General features: G+C 70.0%; 25 protein-coding genes. 17 read left to right on the top strand and 8 right to left on the bottom strand.

Annotation, left to right across the window (positions count from 1 at the left end; translation table 11 throughout):
- Positions 1 to 355: 355 nt before the first annotated feature.
- The 8 genes from FKV24_RS03400 to FKV24_RS03365 all read right to left on the bottom strand — a co-directional run bounded on the left by FKV24_RS03400 (position 356) and on the right by FKV24_RS03365 (position 7,556).
- Entirely contained in the window at positions 356 to 1,066 is a 711-nt protein-coding gene (locus FKV24_RS03400) for a YiaD family glycine zipper/OmpA-like lipoprotein (RefSeq protein WP_141481256.1), read from the bottom strand.
- A 144-nt stretch (positions 1,067 to 1,210) separates the two neighbouring features.
- Entirely contained in the window at positions 1,211 to 2,689 is a 1,479-nt protein-coding gene (locus tag FKV24_RS03395; protein WP_141481255.1) for a WS/DGAT/MGAT family O-acyltransferase, read from the bottom strand.
- Positions 2,690 to 2,737: 48 nt separating this feature from the next.
- Complete coding sequence (alr, locus tag FKV24_RS03390) at positions 2,738 to 3,937, bottom strand: alanine racemase (RefSeq protein ID WP_141481253.1); 1,200 nt, start codon at positions 3,935 to 3,937, stop codon at positions 2,738 to 2,740.
- Positions 3,938 to 3,977: 40 nt separating this feature from the next.
- Positions 3,978 to 5,402: a replicative DNA helicase gene (locus tag FKV24_RS03385; protein WP_111266301.1), complete on the bottom strand. Its 1,425-nt coding sequence runs from the start codon at positions 5,400 to 5,402 to the stop codon at positions 3,978 to 3,980.
- Between the two features lie 287 nt (positions 5,403 to 5,689).
- Entirely contained in the window at positions 5,690 to 6,142 is a 453-nt protein-coding gene (gene rplI, locus FKV24_RS03380; protein WP_111266300.1) for a 50S ribosomal protein L9, read from the bottom strand.
- 153 nt (positions 6,143 to 6,295) lie between these two features.
- Entirely contained in the window at positions 6,296 to 6,526 is a 231-nt protein-coding gene (rpsR, locus tag FKV24_RS03375) for a 30S ribosomal protein S18 (RefSeq protein ID WP_031372470.1), read from the bottom strand.
- A gap of 27 nt (positions 6,527 to 6,553) precedes the next feature.
- Positions 6,554 to 6,997 carry a 30S ribosomal protein S6 gene (gene rpsF, locus FKV24_RS03370; RefSeq protein WP_111266299.1) on the bottom strand — a complete coding sequence of 148 codons (444 nt, stop codon included), beginning with the start codon at positions 6,995 to 6,997 and terminating at the stop codon, positions 6,554 to 6,556.
- 211 nt (positions 6,998 to 7,208) lie between these two features.
- Entirely contained in the window at positions 7,209 to 7,556 is a 348-nt protein-coding gene (locus tag FKV24_RS03365) for a HesB/IscA family protein (protein ID WP_141481251.1), read from the bottom strand.
- A gap of 165 nt (positions 7,557 to 7,721) precedes the next feature.
- Between FKV24_RS03365 and asnS the strand changes: the two genes are divergently transcribed.
- The 17 genes from asnS to FKV24_RS03280 all read left to right on the top strand — a co-directional run.
- Positions 7,722 to 9,122, top strand: a complete 1,401-nt coding sequence (gene asnS, locus FKV24_RS03360; RefSeq protein ID WP_111266297.1) for an asparagine--tRNA ligase — start codon at positions 7,722 to 7,724, stop codon at positions 9,120 to 9,122.
- Between the two features lie 111 nt (positions 9,123 to 9,233).
- Positions 9,234 to 9,539 carry a hypothetical protein gene (locus FKV24_RS03355; protein WP_111266296.1) on the top strand — a complete coding sequence of 102 codons (306 nt, stop codon included), beginning with the start codon at positions 9,234 to 9,236 and terminating at the stop codon, positions 9,537 to 9,539.
- Positions 9,536 to 9,853 (top strand): hypothetical protein, encoded by a 318-nt coding sequence (locus FKV24_RS03350; RefSeq protein WP_141481250.1) that lies wholly within the window; start codon positions 9,536 to 9,538, stop codon positions 9,851 to 9,853. The genes FKV24_RS03355 and FKV24_RS03350 overlap by 4 nt, the downstream gene beginning before the upstream one ends.
- A 7-nt stretch (positions 9,854 to 9,860) precedes the next feature.
- The gene (locus FKV24_RS03345; protein ID WP_141481248.1) at positions 9,861 to 10,508 is read left to right on the top strand and encodes an FMN-binding negative transcriptional regulator; all 648 of its coding nucleotides are present in this window, start codon (positions 9,861 to 9,863) and stop codon (positions 10,506 to 10,508) included.
- 2 nt (positions 10,509 to 10,510) lie between these two features.
- Complete coding sequence (locus FKV24_RS03340; RefSeq protein WP_141481246.1) at positions 10,511 to 11,299, top strand: SDR family oxidoreductase; 789 nt, start codon at positions 10,511 to 10,513, stop codon at positions 11,297 to 11,299.
- A 112-nt stretch (positions 11,300 to 11,411) separates the two neighbouring features.
- On the top strand, positions 11,412 to 12,848 hold the full coding sequence (locus tag FKV24_RS03335; protein ID WP_141481244.1) for an aldehyde dehydrogenase: 1,437 nt from the start codon (positions 11,412 to 11,414) through the stop codon (positions 12,846 to 12,848).
- Positions 12,845 to 13,510 carry a carbonate dehydratase gene (gene can / locus FKV24_RS03330; protein ID WP_111266291.1) on the top strand — a complete coding sequence of 222 codons (666 nt, stop codon included), beginning with the start codon at positions 12,845 to 12,847 and terminating at the stop codon, positions 13,508 to 13,510. The genes FKV24_RS03335 and can overlap by 4 nt, the downstream gene beginning before the upstream one ends.
- A complete protein-coding gene (locus FKV24_RS03325; RefSeq protein ID WP_141481243.1) occupies positions 13,507 to 13,950 on the top strand; it encodes a RidA family protein in 444 nt (147 codons plus the stop codon). Before can ends, FKV24_RS03325 begins: the two co-directional genes overlap by 4 nt.
- A complete protein-coding gene (locus tag FKV24_RS03320; RefSeq protein WP_111266289.1) occupies positions 13,950 to 14,495 on the top strand; it encodes a 3-hydroxyanthranilate 3,4-dioxygenase in 546 nt (181 codons plus the stop codon). The genes FKV24_RS03325 and FKV24_RS03320 overlap by 1 nt, the downstream gene beginning before the upstream one ends.
- A 13-nt stretch (positions 14,496 to 14,508) precedes the next feature.
- Complete coding sequence (locus FKV24_RS03315; RefSeq protein ID WP_141481241.1) at positions 14,509 to 15,960, top strand: amidohydrolase family protein; 1,452 nt, start codon at positions 14,509 to 14,511, stop codon at positions 15,958 to 15,960.
- Positions 15,961 to 15,969: 9 nt separating this feature from the next.
- Entirely contained in the window at positions 15,970 to 16,980 is a 1,011-nt protein-coding gene (locus FKV24_RS03310) for an amidohydrolase family protein (protein ID WP_111266287.1), read from the top strand.
- A 63-nt stretch (positions 16,981 to 17,043) separates the two neighbouring features.
- The gene (gene kynU / locus FKV24_RS03305) at positions 17,044 to 18,318 is read left to right on the top strand and encodes a kynureninase (protein ID WP_141481239.1); all 1,275 of its coding nucleotides are present in this window, start codon (positions 17,044 to 17,046) and stop codon (positions 18,316 to 18,318) included.
- Positions 18,308 to 19,744, top strand: a complete 1,437-nt coding sequence (locus FKV24_RS03300; RefSeq protein ID WP_141481237.1) for an FAD-dependent oxidoreductase — start codon at positions 18,308 to 18,310, stop codon at positions 19,742 to 19,744. Before kynU ends, FKV24_RS03300 begins: the two co-directional genes overlap by 11 nt.
- A 4-nt stretch (positions 19,745 to 19,748) precedes the next feature.
- On the top strand, positions 19,749 to 21,188 hold the full coding sequence (gene sbcB / locus FKV24_RS03295) for an exodeoxyribonuclease I (protein WP_141481235.1): 1,440 nt from the start codon (positions 19,749 to 19,751) through the stop codon (positions 21,186 to 21,188).
- Positions 21,189 to 21,223: 35 nt separating this feature from the next.
- Positions 21,224 to 21,910 (top strand): DUF2461 domain-containing protein, encoded by a 687-nt coding sequence (locus FKV24_RS03290; RefSeq protein ID WP_111266283.1) that lies wholly within the window; start codon positions 21,224 to 21,226, stop codon positions 21,908 to 21,910.
- A gap of 250 nt (positions 21,911 to 22,160) precedes the next feature.
- Positions 22,161 to 23,021, top strand: a complete 861-nt coding sequence (locus FKV24_RS03285) for a hypothetical protein (RefSeq protein ID WP_223250331.1) — start codon at positions 22,161 to 22,163, stop codon at positions 23,019 to 23,021.
- Positions 23,022 to 23,031: 10 nt separating this feature from the next.
- A partial coding sequence (locus FKV24_RS03280) for a DUF4785 domain-containing protein (protein ID WP_141481233.1) occupies positions 23,032 to 24,176 on the top strand: 1,145 nt, incomplete at its 3' end.

Here is a 24,176-nt window from a genome sequence, read left to right as displayed (position 1 = left end):
CGGCGTCTGCCGCGCCTTCGTCGGCGCCGTCGCCCTTGAAACCGATCGCGCTCATCCGCGGGCCCCGTTGCGGCGCGGACGTCCGCCGTGGCGGGTCACTGCCGGTGCGGGCACGTCGTGGCCGCTCGATGGGGTCGGGTCGTAAGGATATGCCTGTTGCCTTGGGGTCACGCGTGTACGGGTTCCTGCTCGGTTCGCTGCCATAGTAACGCCAGCGCCGGGAATCGGACCGGAAATGTCCGCAACCGGAGCGATCGCGGCGAAAAGAAAAGCGGGCCGCGATCGCGGCCCGCCGGTGGTGCGCCTGTCCGCCGGAGCGGAAGGCCGGTTCGGTGTCGTGCCCGCGACGCTCCGCTCAGGAGCGCACCGGCACCAGGGTGATCTCGACCCGGCGGTTCTGCGCGCGGCCGCTGTCGGTCTCGTTGCTGGCGACCGGATGGCCCTCGCCGGCACCGATCAGGATGAAGCGGTCCCGCATCAGGCCACGCGACATCAGGTAATTGCCGACCGAGGCCGCGCGGCGCTCGGACAGCTGCTGGTTGTAGGAATCGCTGCCGACGCTGTCGGTGTGTCCGGCGACCTCGACGATGGTCTGGTCGTACTGGCGCAGGGTGTTGGCGACGTCGTCGAGCACCGGGTAGAACCCCGGCTTCAGATCCGACTTGTCGAAGTCGAAGGTGATGTTGCTGGGCATGTTGAGGGTGATGTTGTCGCCCTGGCGGATCACGTCGACGCCGGTACCGGCCATCTGTTCGCGCAGCGCACGCTCCTGGCGGTCCTGGTAGTTGCCGATCGCACCGCCGGCCAGGCCGCCGATGCCGGCGCCGACCAGGGCGCGCTGGCGCCGCTCGGTAGCGTCGTCGCCACTGAGCAGGCCCGCGGCGACGCCGGCGAGCGCACCGATCAGGGCGCCCTTCTGGGTCCGGCTCATGCCTGAGCGTTGTTCCTGTGGCTGTCCATAGCCCTGATCGCCATAGCCACCGCCATAGCCACCGGTGGTTGCGCAACCGGCCATCATCGTGGTGACGACGGCGGCTGCGAGCATGCTGCGGATCTGGGTTTTCATCGGTTCAACCTCGTTGTCTGGCGTGAGGGCAGGCACACACGCTAATCCCTCCCGCGTCTCCGGGGAGTGACGGTCGAAAACCCCATTCAGCTTCCAGCAGGCCCGCCTGGTAGGCGTTTCGGACCGCTTCCGCCCCTCCCCCGCTCAGCCCTCGACCAGCAGCGCCTGCGCCGCGGACGCGTCCAGCGGGGTGTCCCAGTCGCCCATCAGCGCCAGGTACAACAACTTGTCGAACTCCTCGCCGAAGTGGCAGATCACGTCGCCCGGGTCCGGGATCAGCTTGCCGTCGGCGATCAGCCCGAAGTGCACCCGGCCGTTGTAGCTGAGGATGGAAATGCCGACCCCGATCGAGCCGGTCTGCGGGACCCAGAACATCATCTGGTCGAGCGCGGCGCCGGCCAGGTACAGGGTCTGCTGGGGCCCGGGCACATTGGTCGCCACGGTCGAGGCCTTGCGGCTGAGCATTTCGAGCGCGACCGTCTGCACGCCCGCCGGCGCGACCCCGAGCGTCGCAAGAAGTCCATAAGCAACAATGGCTTGCTTTGAATTCTTGAGAGATTCCATGCAGCTGGCGACACGTTCGACCCGGCGCACCGGGTTGGCCTCGCCGACCGGCAGGTCGAGGAATACCAGGCCGAAGTGGTTGCCCAGCTTGCGGGCATGCTCCAGCGGCCGCAGGTTGACCGGCACGGTCGCGCGCAGGGTCAATCCGTCGACCGGATCGCCGCGCTCGACCATGTAGTGGCGCAGCGCTCCGGCGGCGACCGCCATCAGCACGTCGTTGACGGTGCAGCCGCAGGCGCGACCGACCGCCTTGACCTCCTCCAGATCCAGCGGCTCGGCCCAGGCGACCCGCTTGCGTGGCCCCAGCGCGCCGCGCAGCAGCGACGGCGGATCGTCCGACAACGCCAGCGCGGTCAGCAGCTCGCGTGCGATCTCGCCGCCCTCGCGGGCCAGCACCGCGGCCAGGGTCGGATCGCGGTACATCTCCAGGCCCTTCTCGACCATCTTGCCGCCGATCTTGCCGCCCAGCCTCACGTAGCGGTCGACCGCGCCGACGCGGCGCGCCACGTCCGCGTGCTCCTGCTTCAGCCAGGTGTGCGGCAGGCCGTCGCCGCGGCGCGGATGGCGGCGGGTATCGGTCAACGACAGCAGCACCTGCACCAGTGCCATGCCGTCGGCGTAGCAATGATGGATGCGGGCGACCAGCGCCGAACCGCCGCGGTAGTCCTCGATCAGGTGGAACTGCCAGCGCGGACGCTGCGGATCCAGCGCGGTGGAGGCGAGCCGACTGACGAAGCGTTCCAGCGCCTGCTTGCCGCCACGGCCGGGCAGGCTCGCCGGCTGCACGTGCCACTCCAGATCCAGCGCCTCGTCGGTCTCCCAGACCGCCGACGACGCGGTCTGCACGGGCCGCTGACGGAACCGCGCATAGGCCAGGAAACGCTCGTCGATCAGCTCGCGCAGCGCGTCCAGCGACAGCCGCTCGGCGAACATCAACACCCCGGTGATCATCATCGGGTTCGAGCGCCGCTCCATCCGCAACCACGCGGTATCCACCTTCGACATCGGTTCGCGACGGCCGCCGGCATCCGGCCGGCCGGGCGACGTTGACTTGTCCATGTACCCTCCCCGGTTCGCCCGGAGTGAATCACGCCGGCTCGAACAACGTCAACGCGGCTGCGGTTCCGGACCGCCAACGTAGTGGCGCGGAATGCGCCCATTGAGGCCGACCATGATCTCGTAGGGAATGGTGCCGGCCATCCGCGCCAGCTCCTCGGCGCCGATGAAGGCGTCGCCCTGCGCCCCGATCAGCACCACCTCATCCTCGTTCCAGGCGCTGTCGGCGCCGATGTCGACCATGAACTGGTCCATGCAGACGCGGCCGACGATCGGATGGCGGCGGCCGCGGATCAACACCTGGCCGCCGCGTCCGTCGGCGGACGACGACAAGGCGCGCGGATAACCGTCGCCGTAGCCGATCGGCACGGTCACCACCCGGGTATCGCCGGCCGGCGCCCAGGTCGCGCCGTAGCTGACCGGATTGCCGGCACGCACCACCTTGAAATACACCACCTGCGATACCAGCGACATCACCGGGCGCAGGTCGATGCTGCGCCGCGACGCCGGGTCCGGCAGCACCCCGTACAGCGCGATCCCGGGACGGACCATGTCCAGCCAGGTCTGCGGGAAGTGCAGCACACCGCCGGAATTGGCCAGGTGGCGCAGCGGCATCGGCGCGCCGATCCGCTCGAAGTGGGCGCAGGCCTCCAGGAACCGCTCCAGCTGCAGCGCGGTCATCGGCGACCGCGGGTCGTCGGCGCAGGCCAGGTGCGAATAGACCGCCTTCAGCTCGCACCAGCGCGACGCCGCCGCCGCCTCGATGAACGCCCGCGACGAGTAGCTGTGCACGCCAATGCGCTCCATCCCGGTGTCGATCTTCAGGTGGATCACCGCCTTGCGCCCCATCGCCTCGGCCGTGGCCTCGACCTGGCGCAGCTTGTCCAGCGAGGACACGGTGATTTCCAGATCGTGGGCGATGTACTGACCGGCCTGGCGGGCGCAGATGCCGCCCAGCACCAGGATCGGCACGGTGACACCGGCGCGGCGCAACTGCACGCCCTCCTCGACGAAGGCCACGCCGAGCTGGTCGACGCCGCGGGCCTGCAGATGCCGCGCCACCGGCACCAGGCCGTGGCCGTAGGCGTTGGCCTTGACGATCGCCATCACCGGCACGCCGACATGGGCGCGGATGCCGGCGAGGTTGTGGGACAGATTGGCGAGATCGACCACCACCCGGGTCGGACGGGTTCCGACGGTGCCGGGAACCGGGGCGTCGGACGGATTCGCGGAGGATTCGGGCGCCTGCATGGCTGCCTATGCTAATGCAGCCGGCGTCGACGCCGGCGCATCACTCGAAACTGCCGACCGAATCGTGGGAGAGGTTGTCGAAGCGGGTGTACTCGCCGAAGAACTTGAGCTTGACCGAGCCGGTCGGGCCGCTTCGCTGCTTGCCGATGATGACCTCGGCCAGCCCCTTGTCGGGCGAGTTTTCCTTGTTGTAGTAGTCGTCGCGGTAGATGAAGACGATCATGTCGGCGTCCTGCTCGATCGCGCCGGATTCGCGCAGATCCGCCATCACCGGACGCTTGTCGGTACGCGTTTCCAGCGAGCGGTTGAGCTGCGACAGCGCGATCACCGGCACCTCCAGCTCCTTGGCCAGGCCCTTGAGCGAACGCGAGATCTCGGAGATCTCGGTGGCGCGGTTCTCGTTGTTGCCCGGCACCGACATCAGCTGCAGGTAGTCGATCACGATCAGGCCCAGGCCGTGCTCGCGCTTGAGCCGGCGCGCCTTGGCGGCGAGCTTGGTCGGCGACAGGCCGGGCTCGTCGTCGATGAAGATCTTGACCTCGCGCAGTTGCCGGATCGCGCTGGTCACCCGGCTCCAGTCCTCGTCCTCGAGCTGGCCGGTACGCAGGCGCTGGGCGTTGACCCGGCCGACCGAGGAGATCAGGCGCATCGCCAGCTGGCTGGCCGACATTTCCATCGAGAACACCGCCACCGGCAGCTTGCTGCGGAACGCGGCGTACTCGGCCATGTTCAGCGCCAGCGTGGTCTTGCCCATCGCCGGACGCGCAGCGAGGATGACCAGGTCGGTCTTCTGCAGGCCGGCGGTCATCTCGTCGAACTCGGTGTAGCCGGTCGGCAGGCCGGTGATCGCGCCGCCGTTGGCATAGCGGGTCTGCAGCTCGTCGAAGGCCGCGGTCAGCGCCTGGTGGACGCTGGTGAAGTCGTCCTTGCCGTTGCTGTTGGCCTGGGCGATCGCCAGCACCTGGCGCTCGGCCTCGTCGAGGATCTCGCTGCTGTCGCGGCCGTCGGGCTGGAAGCCGTCGTTGACGATGCCGGTGCCGACGTCGATCAGCTGGCGCAGGATCGCCTTGTCGCGGACGATGTCGGCATAGGCGCGGATATTGGCCGCCGACGGCGTGGTGCTGGCCAGTTCGATCAGATAGGCGCCGCCGGCGACCTGCTCGCCCAGGCCCATCGACTCGAACCATTCGCCGAGGGTGACCGCGTCGTAGGGCTTGGCCTTCTGCGCCAACTCGTTGATCGCGCGGAAGATCAGTTGGTGGTCGCGACGGTAGAAGTCGGACTCGGAGATGTGGTCGACGACGCGATCGTAGGCGTCCGGGGCCAGCATCAGCCCGCCCAGCACCGCCTGCTCGGCCTCGATCGACTGCGGCGGCACCCGCAACTGGTCGATCCGGCCCTCGTCCCGGTCCTTGAAGCGCCTGTCGCTGCGGCCGTCGCTGCGAAAACCGGGGCGTGCGTTCATGGGCGGCGGTCTCCTGGCTGGATGCATGCGCTCGCCCGCGGCGGCGCGGCGGGCGTGGATCAGGGTTGGGCATCCTAGCCCCGGCGGCCTGCGACAGGTTGCAGACAAGTCTGTGGCAAGCCTGTGGATATCCGGGTATCGACGCGGGGATAACTCCCGCGGCCGGACCGGTGATATCAGCTGGGCGTCTCAGATCCTGCGACCGCCGCAGCGGCGGCGGGCGGACGCCCAAAACGAAGCGGGCGCCCTGTCGGACGCCCGCCGCGTGGTGTTGCCGGCGGTCGTGCTCAGGCCGCTTCCGGCGCCACGATCACCTTGACGGTCACGTCGATGTCGGCGTGCAGGTGGATCACGACGTCGTACTCGCCGACGTGGCGGATCGCGCCCTCGCCCATGATCACCTCGGACTTCTCGACCTCGAGGCCGGCCTTGGTCAGCGCCTCGGCGATGTCGCGGGTGGTGACCGAACCGTACAGCTTGCCCTCGGTGGCGGCGTTGGCGTAGATGGTCACGCTGGCGTCTTCGAGCTTGGCCTGGCGGGCCTGGGCATCGTCGTGGATGGCCTTGGCCTTGGCTTCGTACTCGGCGCGACGGGCTTCGAACTCGGCCAGGTTGGCCTCGGTGGCCGGCACGGCCTTGCCCTGCGGCACCAGGTAGTTGCGGCCATAGCCCGGCTTCACGTCGACCTTGTCGCCGAGCCTGCCGAGGTTCTGCACGTTCTGCAGGAGGATCAGTTGCATGGTGTTGCTCCGTATTCGTTAGCGGACCTGTCGGCCCGCAGCGGGTTTCGCTGTCCGAAAAAGCGGCGGCGCCGGGAGCTCGCCCTCACCCCCGCCCTTCTCCCGGGGACGGGAGAGGGGGAGCCAGGGCCGCCCCGCGGGCGACGGCTTTACTCAAGCGTTGTGGTTGTCGGTGTACGGGATCAGGGCCAGGAAGCGGGCGCGCTTGACCGCGGTCGCCAGCTGGCGCTGGTACTTCGACTTGGTACCGGTGACGCGGCTCGGCACGATCTTGCCGGTCTCGGTCAGGTACTGGCGGAGGGTGTTGAGATCCTTGTAATCGATCTCCTTGACGCCCTCGGCGGTGAACTTGCAGAACTTGCGGCGGCGGAAGAACTTGGACATGGGAGTGCGGCTCCTAGGAAGGCGTGATCAGGCGGCTTCGGCGTTGTCGTCGGAATCGTCGGCGTTGTTGTTGTTGCTGTCGCCGTCGTCCTTGCTGCTGTCGTCGTCACGGCGACGGCGCTCGGAACGCTCGGGCTTGTCGCCCTTCTCGTCCTTGAACTTCATGATCAGCGACTGCTCGGTGTCGGCCTCGTCGCGCTTCATGACCAGGTGACGCAGCACCGCGTCGTTGAAGCGGAAACCGTCGACCAGCTCGTTCAGCACGGCCTGGTTGCACTCGATGTTGAGCAGCACGTAGTGGGCCTTGACCAGGTTCTGGATCGGATAGGCCAGCTGACGGCGGCCCCAGTCCTCCAGACGGTGGATCTTGCCCTCGCCGCCCTCGATCAGCGCCTTGTAGCGCTCGACCATGGCCGGAACCTGCTCGCTCTGGTCCGGATGGACCAGGAACACGACTTCGTAATGACGCATTGTGTTTTCCTTGTGGATGATGGCCGGAGCGTTCCGGCCGGATCAGCCCCCCACCCGTCCATCCGGGCGGTGGAGCAAGGGTCTCCCACGGCGGGACCGAGGGAGCCGGTAATTATCGCAGTAGCGGACGGTTTCAGGCAAGCTGCGCCGACGAGCACCCCGGCAGCCCCTGTTCAGGCGGGCCCGCGGCCCGCCACGCCGTCCGCCCCGCTCAGCCCTGCAGCTGGGGCAGCGCCTCGGTGGTGAAGCTCTCGCCGCAGCCGCAGGCCTCGGCGATGTTCGGGTTGTGGAACAGGAACTGTTCACCCAGGCGCTGCCTGACCACGTCGATGCGGGTACCGTCGACGACCGGCAGGCTGGTCGTGTCGACGAAGATGCGCACCCCGTCCTGCTCGAACACGGTGTCGCCGGGCTTCTCCTCGTGGGCCAGGTCGGCGACATGCTGCCAGCCCGAACAACCGGTCCGGGTCACCCCGAAACGCAGGCCGAGCGCGGACGGATCCTCGGCGAGGAAGCGCTGGACGCGGGCAAGGGCGGCAGGAGCGAGGGTGACGGCCATGGACGACTCCGGACAGAGGCAAAACGATCGATCGGGCGATGGTTCGATTATAGAGGCGCGCCCAACCGGTGTCGCCGCGCCGGCGGAACACCCGTTAAACTGCGCTGCTTTCCCCCATATCGGCCCGGACCGGGCCGGTTTCAAGCCATAGATGGTGCCCACAGCATGACGATCATCAGCGTCGAACACGCGCTCGCCGGCAAGGTGCCGGTCGGCGGCGAAGTCACGGTCCGCGGCTGGGTCCGCACACGTCGCGATTCCAAGGCGGGGCTGAGCTTCGTCAACGTCAGCGACGGTTCCTGCTTCGCGCCGATCCAGGTGGTCGCGGCCGACACCCTGCCCAACTACGAGTCCGAGGTGAAGCGCCTGAGCGCCGGTTGCTCGGTGATCGCCCGCGGCGAGCTGGTGCAGTCGCAGGGCAAGGGCCAGGGCTTCGAGATCCAGGCGCGCGAGATCGAGGTGGTCGGCTGGGTCGAGGACCCGGAGACCTACCCGATCCAGCCCAAGCCGCACTCGCTGGAGTTCCTGCGCGAGGTCGCCCACCTGCGTCCGCGCACCAACCTGTTCGGCGCGGTCACCCGCATCCGCCACTGCCTGGCGCAAGCGGTGCACCGGTTCTTCCACGAGAACGGCTACTACTGGATCAGCACGCCGATCGTGACCACCTCCGACGCCGAGGGCGCCGGGCAGATGTTCCGGGTGTCCACCCTGGACCTGGCCAACCTGCCACGCGACGGCAAGGGCGAGGTCGACTTCTCGCGCGACTTCTTCGGCAAGGAGGCGTTCCTGACCGTGTCGGGCCAGCTCAATGTCGAGGGCTACTGTCTGGCGCTGAGCAAGGTCTACACCTTCGGCCCGACCTTCCGCGCCGAGAACAGCCACACCACCCGCCACCTGGCCGAGTTCTGGATGGTCGAACCGGAGATCGCGTTCGCCGACCTGATGGAGAACGCCCGGGTCGCCGAGCAGTTCCTCAAGTACCTGTTCCGCGCGGTGCTCGACGAGCGCGCCGACGACATGGCCTTCATCGCCGAGCGCGTGCAGAAGGACGCGGTCAGCCGACTGGAAGCCTTCGTCAACGCGCCGTTCGAGCAGATCGACTACTCCGATGCGGTCGCCCTGCTGCAGCAGTCCGGGCACAAGTTCGAGTTCCCGGTCGAGTGGGGCCTGGACCTGCAGACCGAGCACGAGCGCTGGCTGACCGAGCAGCACGTCGGCCGCCCGGTGGTGGTGACCAACTACCCCGAGCACATCAAGGCCTTCTACATGCGCCTGAACGACGACGGCAGGACCGTCGCGGCGATGGACGTGCTGGCGCCGGGGATCGGCGAGATCATCGGCGGCGCCCAGCGCGAGGAGCGCCTGGACGTGCTCGACGCGCGCATGGCCCAGTTCGGCCTGGATGCCGAGCACTACGGCTGGTACCGCGACTTCCGCCGTTACGGCAGCGTGCCGCACGCCGGCTTCGGCCTGGGCTTCGAGCGTCTGGTGGTCTACGTCTGCGGACTGGCCAACATCCGCGACGCCATCCCCTACCCGCGCGCGCCCGGCCAGGCTGAATTCTAGGAGTGAGTGGAGAGGAGTGAGGCGCGAGAAAGGGCAGGAGCCCGCCACGCTCGTCACTCCCACTACCCGCCCCGCCTCTCACTTCTCCACCACTCACTCATCGACCCGCCCGTGATCCTGTTCTTCGCCCTCGTCTCGCTGTCACTGGCCATCGCCGGCGCCACCGCCTTCGTGATCTTCTGGCCGTTGGCCCTGGTGCACATCCGCGACCGTCACCCGGGGGTGCTGGCCGAGTTCGGTCCCGGCGCCTTCATCAACCCGGCCGCGCTGGGCTGGCTGCTGGCCAAGCGCTACGCGGCGATCGGCGACCGCAACCTGAGCGGACTGGCGACCCCGGCCCGGCTGTCGCTGCTGACCATCATCGGCGGCCTGCTGATGGCCGGTGCGCTGTGGCTGCTTTCGCAGGCGATCGCATGACCGGAGGAAACGACACGATGCACACGCAATGGTGGCTGGCCACGCTCGGCCGCACCGTGATCTGGGCGCGACTGCGGGTCCGCGAGGCCGGCACCGCCGAGATCTTCGACAGCGACGGCAACACCCTGACCTACGACAGCGAGGACAGCGCGCGCGCGGCGCTGATGGATGCCGAATTCGTCGCCCTCGACGGCCTCGACGCCGACGACGCCCGCACCCGCGGCTTCCTGCTCGACGAACTGGAGCCGCCGCAGGCCGACGACGACGAACGGTTGCGCGCGCAGATGGTCAGCAAGCTGCCGTCGCACCACTGAGCGTGGCATGTATACGCCACGCGCCTTCGCGATCGACGACCTCGCCGCGCTCGACCGGCTGATCGACGCGGACCCCTTCGTCACCCTGGTGACGACCGCCGACGGCGTTCCGGGCGTCAGCCACCTGCCGGTGCTGTACCGCCGCGCCGGAGACCGCATCCGCCTGTCCGGCCACTGGGCGCGGCCGAATCCGCAGGCGCGGCACGGCGGTCGCGCGCTGGCGATCGTGCATGGGCCGCACGCCTACGTGTCGCCGGGTGTCTACCCGGACAAGGAATCGGCGGCGCGGGTACCGACCTGGAACTACGCGGTCGCCCATCTCGGCGGCACATTGCGGACCTTCGACGACGAGGCCGCGCTCGGCGCGCTGGTCGCCGCGCTGAGCCACGCCCACGAGGCCAGGATCGGCCGCGATTGGACGTTCGAGCCCGAACGCGACGACCATCGCCGCCAGTTGCGCGGCATCATCGGCTTCCACCTCGAAGTGGACCGGGCCGAGATCAAGTTCAAGCTCGGCCAGAATCATCCCGTCGCCAACATCGCCGCGGTCGCGGCCGACCTCGATGCGCGCCCAGAGCCGCGCGAGCGCGCGGTCGCCGCACTGATGCGCGAGCACGCGCTGCCGGCGGCCACCGACCCGACGCAAGGAGACTGAACATGGATCTCGACCTGTCCGGCAAACACGCCCTGGTCTGCGGCGCCAGCCAGGGCATCGGCCTGGCCAGCGCGCGCGAACTGGCCCTGCTCGGCGCCGATGTGACCCTGCTGGCACGCCGTGGCGAGCGCCTGCAAGCGCTGGCCGCCGAGCTGCCATGCCCCCGCCCCGGCCAGCGCCACGGCTGGATCGCGGTCGATGCCGCCGATACCGATGCCCTGCGCGCCCGCGTCGAGGCCCTGGCGGCGCAGCGCCCGGTCCATATCCTGGTCAACAACAGCGGCGGCCCGCCGCCGGGACCGGTGCGCGGCGCCGAGATCGCCGCGTTCGAGGCGGCCTGGCGCCAGCACCTGATCGCCAACCACGTGCTCGCCGAGCTCGTCGTACCGGGCATGGAGCAGGCCGGCTACGGCCGCATCGTCAACGTGATCTCGACTTCGGTGAAGGAGCCGCTGCCGGGACTGGGCGTCTCCAACACCACCCGCTGGGCGGTGGCCAGCTGGGCCAAGACCCTGGCCACCGAGCTGGCCGCCAGCGGCATCACCGTCAACAACGTGCTGCCCGGCTCGACCCACACCCCGCGCATCGAGCAGATCATCGATACCAGCGCCGCGCGCAGTGGCCGCGAGCGCGAAGCGGTGCAGGCCGACATGGTCGCCGCGATCCCGATGCGCCGCTTCGCGCGCCCCGAGGAGACCGCCGCCGCGGTCGCCTTCCTGTGCTCGCCGGCGGCGGCCTACATCACCGGCATCAACCTGCCGGTCGACGGCGGCCGCACCCGCTCGCTCTGAGCCCGCGTCCGCGGTTTCCAGCGAGCGTGGCCGGACGCCGCCCGGCGCGCGCGGCAACCATCGGGTCGCGTACGGTGAACGCGCCCGGCGGCACTCGCGTTAAGCTTGACCGATGCGCCTGAACCACTGGATCGATGGCACCGCCCGCCCACCCGCCAGCGACCGCTGGCTGGAGGTGTTCGCCCCTGCCACCGCCAGCGCCTACGCCGAGGTTGCCAGTGGCGACGGCGACGATGTCGAGGCGGCGGTGGCCGCCGCCGAGGCGGCATTCGCGGACTGGTCGGGCCTGCCCAACAGTGCCCGCGCGCGTTGGCTGGAGCGACTGGCGCAGGCGCTGGAGGAGCACGCCGACGACTTCGCCCGCGCCGAGTCGCGCGACGCCGGCAAACCGATCCGGCTGGCCCGCGATATCGAGATCCCGCGCGCGGTCGCCAATCTGCGTTTCTTCGCCCAGGCCGCGACCCAGTTCGCCAGCGAATCGCACCACGGCGAGGCCGGACTGAACTACACCCTGCGCCGGCCGCTGGGCGTGGTCGCGACGATCTCGCCATGGAACCTGCCGCTGTACCTGTTCACCTGGAAGATCGCGCCGGCGCTGGCGGCCGGCAACACCGTCGTCGCCAAGCCGTCCGAGGTCACCCCGGTCAGCGCGACGATGCTGGCCGAACTGGCGGCCGGGATCGGCTTTCCGCCCGGGGTGCTGAACCTGGTCCATGGCCTGGGCCCCGAGGTCGGCGAGGCGCTGGTCGCGCACCGGTCGGTGAAGGCGGTCTCGTTCACCGGCAGCACCGCGGTCGGCCGCCGCATCGCCGGCATCGCCGGACCGCAGCTGAAGAAGGTCTCGCTGGAGCTGGGCGGCAAGAACCCGACCCTGGTGTTCGCCGACAGCGCCTGGGAGGACCATCTCGACACCCTCGCCCGCTCGGCATTCCAGAACAGCGGCCAGATCTGCCTGTGCGGCTCGCGGATGCTGGTCGAGCGGCGCATCTACCACGCCTTCCGCGACGCCCTGGTCGAGCGCGCGCTGTCGCTGCAGGTCGGCGATCCGGTCGACCCGGACACCGACATGGGCCCGCTGGTGTCGCAGGCGCATTTCGACAAGGTCACCGCGGCGCTGCGGCGCGCCCGCGACGAGGGCGGCCAGGTGCACTGCGGCGGCTCGGCGATCGATCGCCCGGGCTGGTTCGTCGACCCCACCGTGATCGACGGCCTCGGCCCCGACTGCGCGACCAACCGCGAGGAGATCTTCGGACCGGTGGTGACCCTGCAACCGTTCGACGACGAACACGAGGCGCTGGCCCTGGCCAACGCTTCCGACTATGGACTGGCCGCATCGGTCTGGACCCGCGACCTGGACCGCGCCCACCGCGTCGCCGCCGCCCTGCGCTGCGGCATGGTCTGGATCAACACCTGGCTGATGCGCGACCTGAGAACGCCATTCGGCGGCATGGAGGCCTCCGGCCTCGGCCGCGAGGGCGGCATGGAGGCGATGCGATTCTTCACCGAGGCCCGCAACATCGGCCTGCTACTGGATCCCTCACCGCGATGAGCAAACTGCACGACCTTCTTGAACGCAACCGCGAATGGTCCGAACGGATCAATGCCGAGGACCCCGGCTTCTTCGAGCGCCTGTCGGACCAGCAGGCGCCCAAGTTCCTGTGGATCGGCTGCTCCGATTCGCGGGTCCCCGCCAACCAGATCATCGACCTGGCACCGGGCGAGGTCTTCGTCCACCGCAACATCGCCAACGTCGTCGTCCACACCGACCTCAACTGCCTGTCGGTGATCCAGTTCGCGGTCGACGTGCTCAAGGTCGAGCACATCATCGTGGTCGGCCACTACGGCTGCGGCGGCGTGCACGCGGCCCTGCACGGCCACCGGGTCGGCCTGGCCGACAACTGGATCCGCCACGTCACCGACGTCGCGGTCAAGCACGCCGGCTGCCTGCATGCCGCCGCCGAGGGCGAGCGCCACGACCGTCTGTGCGAGCTGAACGTGATCGACCAGGTGCAGAACGTCTGCCAGACCAACATCGTCCGAGACGCCTGGAGCCGCGAGCAGCCGCTGACCGTGCACGGCTGGGTCTACAGCCTCAAGAACGGCCGGGTCAACGACCTGCAGATCGACGTCGAGCGCTACGAGCAGCTCGGCGAGCGCTACAGCGCGGCGATCGCGCGCGTGCATGCCGCCGGCGGGGACTCGCCGCGATGAGCAATGGCATCCACGCCAGCGCCGCGCCACGGCCGGTCGGCCGCTACCCGCACGCGCGCAGGGTCGGCGACCTGCTGTTCCTGTCCGGCATCGGTCCGCGCGATGCGGCCACCAACGCGGTTCCGGGCAACGTCCACGATGCCGACGGCCGTCTGCTGGGCTACGACATCGAGCTGCAGTGCCGCTCGGTGTTCGCCAACGTCAAGGCGGTGCTCGAGGCCTGCGACGCGCGCTGGGAGGACCTGGTCGACGTGACCGTCTACCTCACCGACATGGCGCGCGACTTCGCCGCCTACAACGCGGTCTGGGCCGAGTACTTTCCCGACCCCGACACCGCCCCGTGCCGGACCACGCTCGGTATCGACGCGTTGCCGACCCCGATCGCGATCGAACTCAAATGCGTGGCCCGTGCCGGCGCGCAGGCAACCGGAGAGCGCTGATGCTGCCCAGCCCGATCAATTTCCAGGCCTGGATCGAGGAGCACCGCCACCTGCTCAAGCCGCCGGTCGGCAACAAGTGCATCTACGACGGCGACTTCATCGTGATGGTGGTCGGCGGCCCCAACCAGCGCACCGACTACCACTGGGACGAGGGTCCGGAGTGGTTCTACCAGCTCGAAGGCGAGATGGTGCTGAAGATCCAGGAGGACGGCCGGGTCCGCGACATCCCGATCCGCGCCGGCGAGATCTTCCTGCTGCCGCCGCGGGTGCCGCACTCGCCGCAACGCATGCCCGACTCGGTCGGCCTGGTGGTCGAGCGCAGGCGCTTGGCGCACGAGAAGGACGGCCTGCTGTGGTACTGCGAACGCTGCAACCACATGCTCTACGAGGAGTACTTCCACCTGCGCGACATCGAGCAGGACTTCCCGCCGGTGTTCGAGCGCTTCTACCGCTCCGACGCGCACCGCCGCTGCGACGCCTGCGGCCATCTGAACCCGCGGCCGGCGCGCTACGAGGCGCAGGACCCGGGCGCGGACCGGGGCTGAGTCGCCCGCCACCGTGGCCGCGCCGAAGCCCTCGCCGTCTCGACCGTCGCGCCGGGCCATCGCGCCTGCACTGACCGTACTGGCGGTACTACTGGCGACGCTGGCGATGGCGGGAGCGGCATCCGCCCAGCCGGGGCCTCCCGACGGCGACCCGGCGGCCGACGCCGCGACCACCGTGATCCTCGCCGGGCACCTGATCGCCGAGCCGGGGCGGCCGGCCGCCGGCCCGCACACCCTGGTCGTCCGCGACGGGCGCATCCAGCGGATCGTGCCCGGCACCGATCCGGCCGCTGCCGGCGAGCCGGCGCAGGTGATCGACCTTGGCCGATCCTGGCTGATGCCGGGGCTGATCGACCTGCACATGCACCTGGGGATCTCGATGCATGCCGATCCCGGCACCGCCGGCGACGAGGCACGGATGGCCCTGCTCGTGGCCGCCTACGCGGGCGAGCTGGTCCGCGCCGGCGTCACCACGGTGCGCGACGTCGGCGACAACGGCGGCGTGGTGTTCGCGGTCCGCGACGCGATCGATGCCGGTCGCCTGCCCGGCCCGCGCATCCTCGCCGCCGGCCGGGTGGTCTCGCGCAGCGGCGGTCACGGCGCGCGGCGGCCACAGCCGGGCGAGATTCCCTACGAGCCGGCGGCCTGCGACGGCCCGGAGTCGTGCCGGCGGGTCGTGCGCGAGAACATCGAGCAGGGTTCGGACTGGATCAAGATGACCGTGTCCGGTTCCGGACGCGAGAGCGGCGGCCGCCCCGACGCCGCGCCGATCATGTTCGAGGACGAAGTCCGCGGCGCGGTCGACGCCGCCCATCAGGCCGGCCGACCGGTTGCCGCCCACGCCCACAGCACGCCGGCGATCACGCTGGCGCTGCAGGCCGGCGCCGACACCATCGAGCACGGCACCTATTTCGACGACGCGGCCGCCGCCCGTTTCAAGCGCGGCGGCGCCTACCTGGTGCCGACCGCGTTCGTCGCCGACTACGTCGGCAGCCAGTTGCAGATGTTCGCCGGCGGCCGCGACGGCAAGCCGGCGGAAGAACTGGGACGCTGGGCCGAAGCCGCGGTCGCCAATCCCGGTCGTGCCTGGCGCGCCGGCGTGCCGCTGGCGCTGGGCACCGATGCCGGCCCCAGCTTCGCTGTCACCGCGACCGCCCGCGAGATCGCGCTGTATGTCGCGGCCGGAGTCCCCGCCGCCGCCGCGCTGGAGGCGGCGACCGTCAACAATGCCGATGCCCTGCGCATGGGCGACCGCCTCGGGCGCCTGCGCGAGGGCTATCTGGCCGACATGATCGCGCTGGAGAGCGACCCCAACGTGGAGACCGCCACCCTGAGCGCGCCGCGCTGGGTGATGAAGGCCGGCCAAGTGGTCTGCGATCGCGACTGCGTGACTGCAACGCAGCAGGAGCCCGCGACCGGGAACCGGACACACGAGGACCGGGCAGAGCGGGACGCGAGCCGGTAGATTGACCCCATGCTGAAGATCGACACCCACGCCCACTACCTGCCGCGCGACTGGCCCGACCTGGTCAAGAAGTACGGCGACAACCGTTTCCCGGTGATCCACCACACCGACGACGGTCGCCACCGGATCTACAAGGACGGCAAGTTCTTCCGCGAGATCTGGTCCAAGACCTGGGACCCGCAGGAGCGCCTGGACGACTACGCCCGCTTCGGCGTCCAGGTGCAGGTGCTGAGCACGGTGCCGGTGATGTTCAGCTACTGGGCCAAGCCGCATCAGGCGCTGGAGCTGCACCAGTCGCTGAACGACCACATGGCGCGGACCTGCCACGACTTCCCCCGCCACTACGCGGGGATCGGCACGGTGCCGATGCAGTCGCCGCGACTGGCGGTGCAGGAGCTGGAACGCTGCATGGACCAGCTCGGCCTGCAGGGCGTGCAGATCGGCAGCCACATCGGCGACTGGAACCTGGACGCGCCGGAACTGTTCCCGTTCTTCGAGGCCGCCGCCGAACTCGGCGCCGCAATCCTGGTCCATCCCTGGGACATGATGGGAACCCCGTCGATGCCCAAATACTGGCTGCCGTGGCTGGTGGGGATGCCGGCCGAGCAGTCGCGCGCGGCCTGCTGCCTGATCTTCGGCGGCGTGCTGGAGCGGCTGCCGAAGCTGAAGGTCTGCATGGCCCACGGCGGCGGCGCCTTCCCGTACACCATCGGCCGCATCGAGCACGGCTTCAACATGCGCCCCGACCTGGTCGCGACCGACAACCCGCGCAATCCGCGCGACTACCTGTCGCAGCTGTACTTCGACTCCTGGGTCGCCGATCCGCGCGCCCTGCGCTACCTGCTCGACACCTGCGGCGTCTCCCAGGTGATGCTGGGCACCGACTATCCGTTCCCGCTCGGCGAACAATCGCCGGGCGCCGGCATCGCCTCGCTGGACCTGTCCGGTTCCGATCAGGCCCGCCTCTACCACGGCACCGCGCTGGAATGGCTCGGACTGCCGCTGTCCCGGTTCGAATAGGCCGCCCGCACAAGCCGCCCGAACGCTCCGTACGCCGCCGACACCGCCAAGAGATCCAACCGCATGACCGACCTGTTCGACCCCGCCCACGCCGCCCGTCTCGATGCGAGCGACCCGCTGCCGACCCTGCGCGAGCAGTTCCTGATCCCGCGCCATGGCGACGGCGAGCAGGCCTACTTCGTTGGCAATTCGCTCGGGCTGCAGCCGCGGCGCGCGCGCGACCACGTCGAGGAGGTGCTGCGCACCTGGGCCGAGGTCGCCGTCGAGGGCCACTTCACCGGCGAATCGCAGTGGATGACCTACCACGAGCTGGTGCGCGAGCAGCTCGGCCGCCTGGTCGGCGCCAAGCCCTCGGAAGTGGTCGCGATGAACACCCTGACCACCAACCTGCACCTGATGATGGTCAGCTTCTACCGGCCAACCCCGGAACGGCCGGCGATCCTGATCGAGGCCGGCGCGTTTCCGTCCGACCGCCACGCGATGGAGTCGCAGGTGCGCTTCCACGGCTTCGACCCGGCCCGCGACCTGATCGAGCTGGAACCCGACGAGCCCAACGGCACCTTCTCGATGGCGGCGATCGAGGACGCGATCCGCACCCACGGCCACCGCCTCGCCCTGGTGCTGTGGCCGGGGATCCAGTACCGCACCGGCCAGTTCTTCGACCTCGCCCGGATCGTGCGGCTGACCCACGCCGCCGGCGCGATGTGCGGCTTCGACCTCGCCCACGCGGCCGGCAACCGCGAGCTGGCGCTGCACGACAGCGGCGTCGACTTCGCGGTCTGGTGCCACTACAAGTACCTCAACAGCGGCCCCGGCGCGATCGCCGGCTGCTTCGTCCATGAGCGTCATGCCAACACCGATCGCCCGCGCTTCGCCGGCTGGTGGGGACACGAGCCCTCGACCCGGTTCCTGATGGGGCCGGACTTCACGCCCACCCCGGGGGCCGAGGGCTGGCAGTTGAGCAACCCGCCGATCCTCGGCATGGCACCGTTGCGCGCTTCGCTGGAGCTGTTCGACGCGGTCGGCATGCCGGCCCTGCGGGACAAGTCGCTGCGCCTGACCGGCTATCTGGAAACCCTGATCAGGCAGCGCCTGGACAGCGTGCTGCAGATCGTCACCCCGGCCGAACCCGAGCGTCGCGGCGCGCAGTTGTCGCTGCGCGTCGCCGGTGGCCGCGCCCAGGGACGCGCCCTGTTCGATTACCTGGCCGAGAACGGCGTGCTCGGCGACTGGCGCGAACCGGACGTGATCCGGATCTCGCCGGCACCGCTGTACAACACCCATGCCGACATCCTGCGCTTCGCGCGAACCGTGGAGGCCTGGCGCGATGCCGCTTGACGACCTGGGCCGGGTGGAACGGCGCATCACCGTGATCGGGGCCGGCCTCGCCGGCGCCCTGTTCGCGACCCTGCTCGCCCGCCGCGGCTGGGAGGTCGAGGTGTTCGAGAAGCGCGGCGATCCGCGCCTGCGCGGCTACGAGGGCGGCCGCTCGATCAACCTGGCCCTGGCCGAGCGTGGCCGCCATGCGCTGCGCCTGGCCGGCGCCGACGAAGCGGTGATGACCCAGGCGGTGATGATGCGCGGGCGGATGGTGCATTTCAGCGACGGTCGCACCAGCCTGCAGCGCTACGGCCGCGACGACAGCGAAGTGATCTGGTCGGTGCACCGCGGCGAGCTGAACATCGTGCTGCTGGACATCGCCGAGCGCGCCGGCGTGCGCTTCCACTTCAACCGCGGACTGGAGAGCGTCGACTTCGACGCCCGCATCGCCCGCTATCTCGACGAGCGCGACGGCAGCCGTCACCAGGCGGCGTTCGAGGCCCTGGTCGGCGCCGACGGCGCCGGCTCGACCCTGCGCCAGGCGATGGCGGCCGAGACCGCGCTGGGCGAACGCAGCGAGTTCCTCGACCACTCGTACAAGGAACTGGAGATCCCGCCCGCCGCCGACGGCGGCTTCCGGATCGAGCCCAACGCCCTGCACATCTGGCCGCGCGGCCGCTACATGTGCATCGCCCTGCCCAACGACGAACGCACCTTCACGGTCACCCTGTTCTTGCCGAACAATGACCTACCGAACAATGACTTGCCGAACGACGACCTGCCCGACGGCGACGGCCATCGCGGCGGCGGCCCCAGCTTCGCCAGCGTCCGCAGCGGCGCCGACGCGCGCGCGCTGTTCGAGCGCGACTTCCCCGACGCGCTGCCGCTGATGCCGGCGCTGGAGGAGGACTTCCAGAACAACCCGACCGGCGTCCTCGGCACCCTGTACCTGGACTGCTGGCAGCTGGACGATCGCGCGGTCCTGCTCGGCGATGCCGCCCACGCGATGGTGCCGTTCCACGGCCAGGGCATGAACTGCGCGTTCGAGGACTGCGTCGCCCTGGCCGAGCACCTCGACGCCACCGCCGACCGCGCCGCCGCGTTCGCCGCGTTCGAGGCCGAGCGCCTGCCCAATTCGCGCGCGATCCAGGCGATGGCGCTGGAGAACTACCTGGAGATGCGCGATCGCGTCGACGACGACGACTACCTGCTGCAGCGGGCGCTGGAGCAGAAGCTCGCCGAGCGACACCCCGACCGCTTCATGCCGCGCTATTCGATGGTCAGCTTCCACCGCCTGCCCTACGCGATGGCGTTCGAACGCGGCCGGCTGCAGCGCGAACTGCTGGTCGAACTGACCCGCGGCCACGACTCGCTCGACAGCCTGGACTGGGAAACGGTCGACGCGCGGGTACTGGCGTGCCTGGCCCCGCTGCCGAACGACTGACGCCATGTCCGACAGCTTCCTGTTCTACGACCTGGAGACCTTCGGTACCGACCCGCGCGGCAACCGCATCGCCCAGTTCGCCGCGATCCGGACCGATGCCGACCTGGTCGAGGTCGAGGAGCCGATCAGCTTCTTCGTCCGTCCCGCCGACGACCTGCTGCCGTCGCCGGGCGCGACCCTGGTCACCGGCATCACCCCGCAGCATGCGGCCCGCGAGGGCATGACCGAGGCCGAGGCCTTCGCCCGCATCTTCGATGCGATGTCGCGTCCGCAGACCTGCACCCTGGGCTACAACTCGCTCAAGTTCGACGACGAGTTCGTCCGCTACGGCCTGTTCCGCAACTTCTACGACGCCTACGAGCGCGAATGGCGCGGCGGCAACTCGCGCTGGGACCTGCTCGACGTGCTGCGTCTGGCGCACGCGCTGCGCCCGCAAGGCCTGGTCTGGCCACGCCGCGACGACGGCTTCGCCTCGTTCCGGCTCGAGCACCTGGCCGAGGCCAACGGCGTGCGCGAAGGCGACGCCCACGAGGCCCTGTCCGACGTGCGCGCGCTGATCGGCATCGCGCGATTGCTGAAGGCGGCACAGCCGAAGTTCTGGGACTACGCCCTGCGCCTGCGCAACAAGCGCTTCGTCGCCGGCATGTTCGACACCGTGGCGATGACGCCGCTGCTGCACGTCTCGCAGCGCTACCCGGCCAGCCGCCTGTGCGCGGCGCCGGTGGTGCCGCTGGCGCGGCATCCGCGCATCGACAACCGGATGATCGTGTTCGACCTCGACCAGGACCCCGCCGCGCTGCTGGAACTGGAGGCGGCCGACATCGCCGACCGCCTGTACACGCCGGCCGCCGATCTGCCGGAGGGCGAGCGCCGGATCGCGCTGAAGGAGGTCCATCTCAACCGCTGCCCGGCCCTGGTCGCCTGGGCGCACCTGCGGCCGCAGGAGTTCGAGCGCCTGGGCATCGACCGCAACCTGGCCGAGGCGCGCGCGCGGACCCTGCGCGAGGCCGGTCCGGCGCTGGCGGAAAAGCTGCGGCGGGTGTTCGACGACGGCCGCGAGCGGCCGCCGTCCGATGTCGACGCCTCGCTGTACGACGGCTTCATCGGCGACGGCGACAAGCGGCTGTTCCGCGACGTGCGCAGCACCCCGCCGGAAGCGCTGGGCGCGGCGACCTTCGGCTTCCGCGACCCGCGCCTGCCCGAGCTGCTGTTCCGCTACCGCGCCCGCAACTGGCCATCGACGCTGTCGGCCAGCGAGCGGGCGCGCTGGAACGAGTACCGGCGCCGCCGGCTTCGCGACGGCGGCATCGCCGACTACGATTTCCCCCGCTTCGACGCCGAGATCGCCGCCCTGCGCCTGGAGCACACAGGCGACGGCCCGCACCTGGCCCTGCTCGACCAGCTCGAGGCCTGGGGCCTGGAGCTGCGTTCCAGCCTCGGCTGATTCGCGCCCCGTCATCCGCCCCACGGAGTTCCCCGATGCCCGCCTATTTCAGCGATGCCAGCTTCAAGTTCCTCAAGGACCTCGCCCGCCACAACGAGCGCGAATGGTTCCACGCGAACAAGGCGCGCTACGAGTCCGAGGTGCGCGACCCGTTCAGGCGACTGCTGTCCGACCTGCAGCCGGCGCTCACCGAGGTCAGCGCGCACTACCGCTCCGAGCCCAGGGGCGTCGGCGGCTCGCTGTTCCGGATCCACCGCGACACCCGTTTCAGCCACAACAAGGCGCCCTACAAGACCTGGCAGGGCGCGCGCCTGTTCCACGAGCGCAGCCGCAATGTCGAGGCGCCCGGTTACTACATCCACCTGCAGCCGGGGAACTGCTTCGTCGCCGCCGGCATCTGGCATCCCGGCCCGGACAGCCTGCGCCGGATCCGCCACTTCATCCTCGACAACCCTGGCAGTTGGGCCGCCGCCACCGGCGACAAGGCGTTCCGGCGCCGCTACGCGCTGGACGACAGCGAGATGCTGACCCGGATGCCGCGCGGCTTCCCGCCCGAGTTCGAGCATGCCGAGGACCTGCGACGCAAGAATTTCGTCGCTTTCCGCAACATCGACGATGCGACGGTGACCGGGCCACGCCTGCGCTCCGTGCTGGAGAAGGACCTGGCCGGACTGGCGCCCCTGCTCGACTATCTGTGCGCGGCGCTGGATCTGGAGTTCTGAACGCGACAGCCGTCGCAATCGACATGCCGTCGTCACCGCGTCGTCACCGCGCCGAAACCCGCCACCCCAAGCCTTGCGTTCTGTGACCTGACGCCGCTTCCACGCCGCAACGCCGCATGACATACCCGTACGGATGGGTACGCTCAGGGACGATGCGCCATAGGGGTGGCGCAGGAAACGACCCAGCACTCAGACCGGCGGCATGAGCCGTGATGGGCCACGGCCGCTCCAAGGAAAGGGGAAACACATCATGCGGAAACTCGCCTGCGGCCTGCTGATGGCCGCGCTCGCGCCATGCGCCTACGCCGAAGTCACCGGCGTCGCCTTCGTGCACGGCACCGGCAAGCAGACCAACGCCTACCAGGACTACTGGCAACCGGCGATGGTCAACTCGGTGCGCCAGGGGCTGCCCGACAGCGCCAACTACACGGTCATCAACTGCGATTTCGAGCAGTACATGTGGGACAACCGCGCCGCCGGCTGCCTGGCCGACCAACTGACCAGCTTCATCAACAACCGCGGCATCACCCGGCTGATCGTCATCACCCACTCCAACGGCGGCAACGTGATGCGCTGGATCATGTCGAACCCGACCTGGGACAGCCGCTATCCGAACATCATCAACAAGACCGTCCGGGTCAACGCGCTGGCGCCGTCCTCGGCCGGCACCCCGCTCGCCGACGCGGTGATGAACGGCAACGCCTTCGAGCAGGCGGTCGGCTGGCTGCTGGGCTACGAGTCCGACGCGGTGCGCATGCAGCAGGTCAGCTGGATGGCCCACTACAACGCCCAGTACCTGTACGGCACCTCCGGGCGCCCGGCGCTGCCCAAGCCGTTCCGCAGCGTGGTCGGCAGCGATGTCGACTCCTCGCCGTTCGACTCCGACAGCTACTGCGGCGGCTACTGGGAGAACGTCGGCCTGGAGACGACCCAGAACTGGCTCAACAGCTGTTCCGACGGCTTCCTCGACTGCAGCAGCCAGTCGGCCGCCGGCACGGTCTGGTTCGTCGACAAGGACCGCACCGCCGGCCGCGAGCCGCTGAGCCACAACCAGAGCCGTCGCGCCTGTTTCCGGCTCGACACCATCCTGCGTTCCGACGTGCAGCAGTGAGGTGACCGCCATGTCCAAGCATCGAATTCTTGCCCTGTCCCTCGCCGCCCTGCTCTCGGCCCCGCTGGCCGCCAACGCCTCGCAACCGCTGTTGCCGGCCGGCGGCGGCGACCAGGTCCCGCAGCGACTGACCGCCGCGCCGGTGCCGGCCGGCGACTTCGAACGCGCCCCGGTGTCGTTCTCGTGGCCGCTCGACCCCAATGCCGAGCTGTCCGCGCCCGCCCCGCATGCCGCCGAGAGCCGCGAGTTCTGGATGACCGTCGACGGCGCCGAACTCGAACGCGGCGTCGATGTCGGCCTGACCGCTCCCGGTGCGCTGATCCGGGTCAGCCCGGCCCGCGGCGCCGCCCCGATCGCCCCCGGACGCCTGCAGATGCAGCAGGCCGGCCGCGCGATCCCGCTGCAGGCGATGGCCACCGACGCGCAACTGCGCGCGACCGGAATGGCGGTCAACCCGGGCACCGCGGTGGTCCGCGCCGACCGTTCCGCCAGCGCCGGCCGCTACCGCCTGCAGGCCGCCGGCGCCGACGGCCGCTACGTGGTCCACGTGTTCGAGCCCGACAGCGACCTGGTCCTGCACGCCCAGCCGCGTCGTCACCACGCCCTCGAGAACGGCCGCATGCAGGTCGACGTTCGCATGCAACGCGGCAAGCAGGGCATTCCGGCGCGCGCCGAGGCGTTGCTGGTCGCGCCCGACGGCGAGAGCTTCCCGGTCAGGCTGCGCCTGGACAGGCAGGGCCGGGGCACCGCCGACGTGCGCCTGCCGGCCCATCACAGTCGCCAGCCCGGGCTGTGGGAGCTGCAGGTATTCACCAACGATGGCGAAACCGCGCGCGACGCCCGTACCGCGTTCGCGGTGGCCGCGCCGACCGCGCGCCTGGACGGCGGCTTCCGCGCCGACCCGGGCAAGCTGCAGATCGTGCTGCCGGTCGAGGCCGCGGCCGAGGGCCGCTACGAGGTCCGCGGCGTGCTGTACGCGACCGCGCCCGATGGCGTGCGGCGGCCGGTGTCGCAATCGCACTCGGCCGCCTGGCTGGCGGCCGGCGACGGCGCGCTGACCCTGAAGTTCGATCCGGCCCACCTGCCGCGCGGCTATCACGCCCCGTTCGAGGTGCGTCAGCTCGAGCTGCACGATCAGACCCGGATGGCACCGCT

Source organism: Marilutibacter maris, assembly GCF_006546735.2.
GTDB lineage: Bacteria > Pseudomonadota > Gammaproteobacteria > Xanthomonadales > Xanthomonadaceae > Marilutibacter > Marilutibacter maris.
This window is presented reverse-complemented; position numbering and strand designations above follow the sequence as displayed.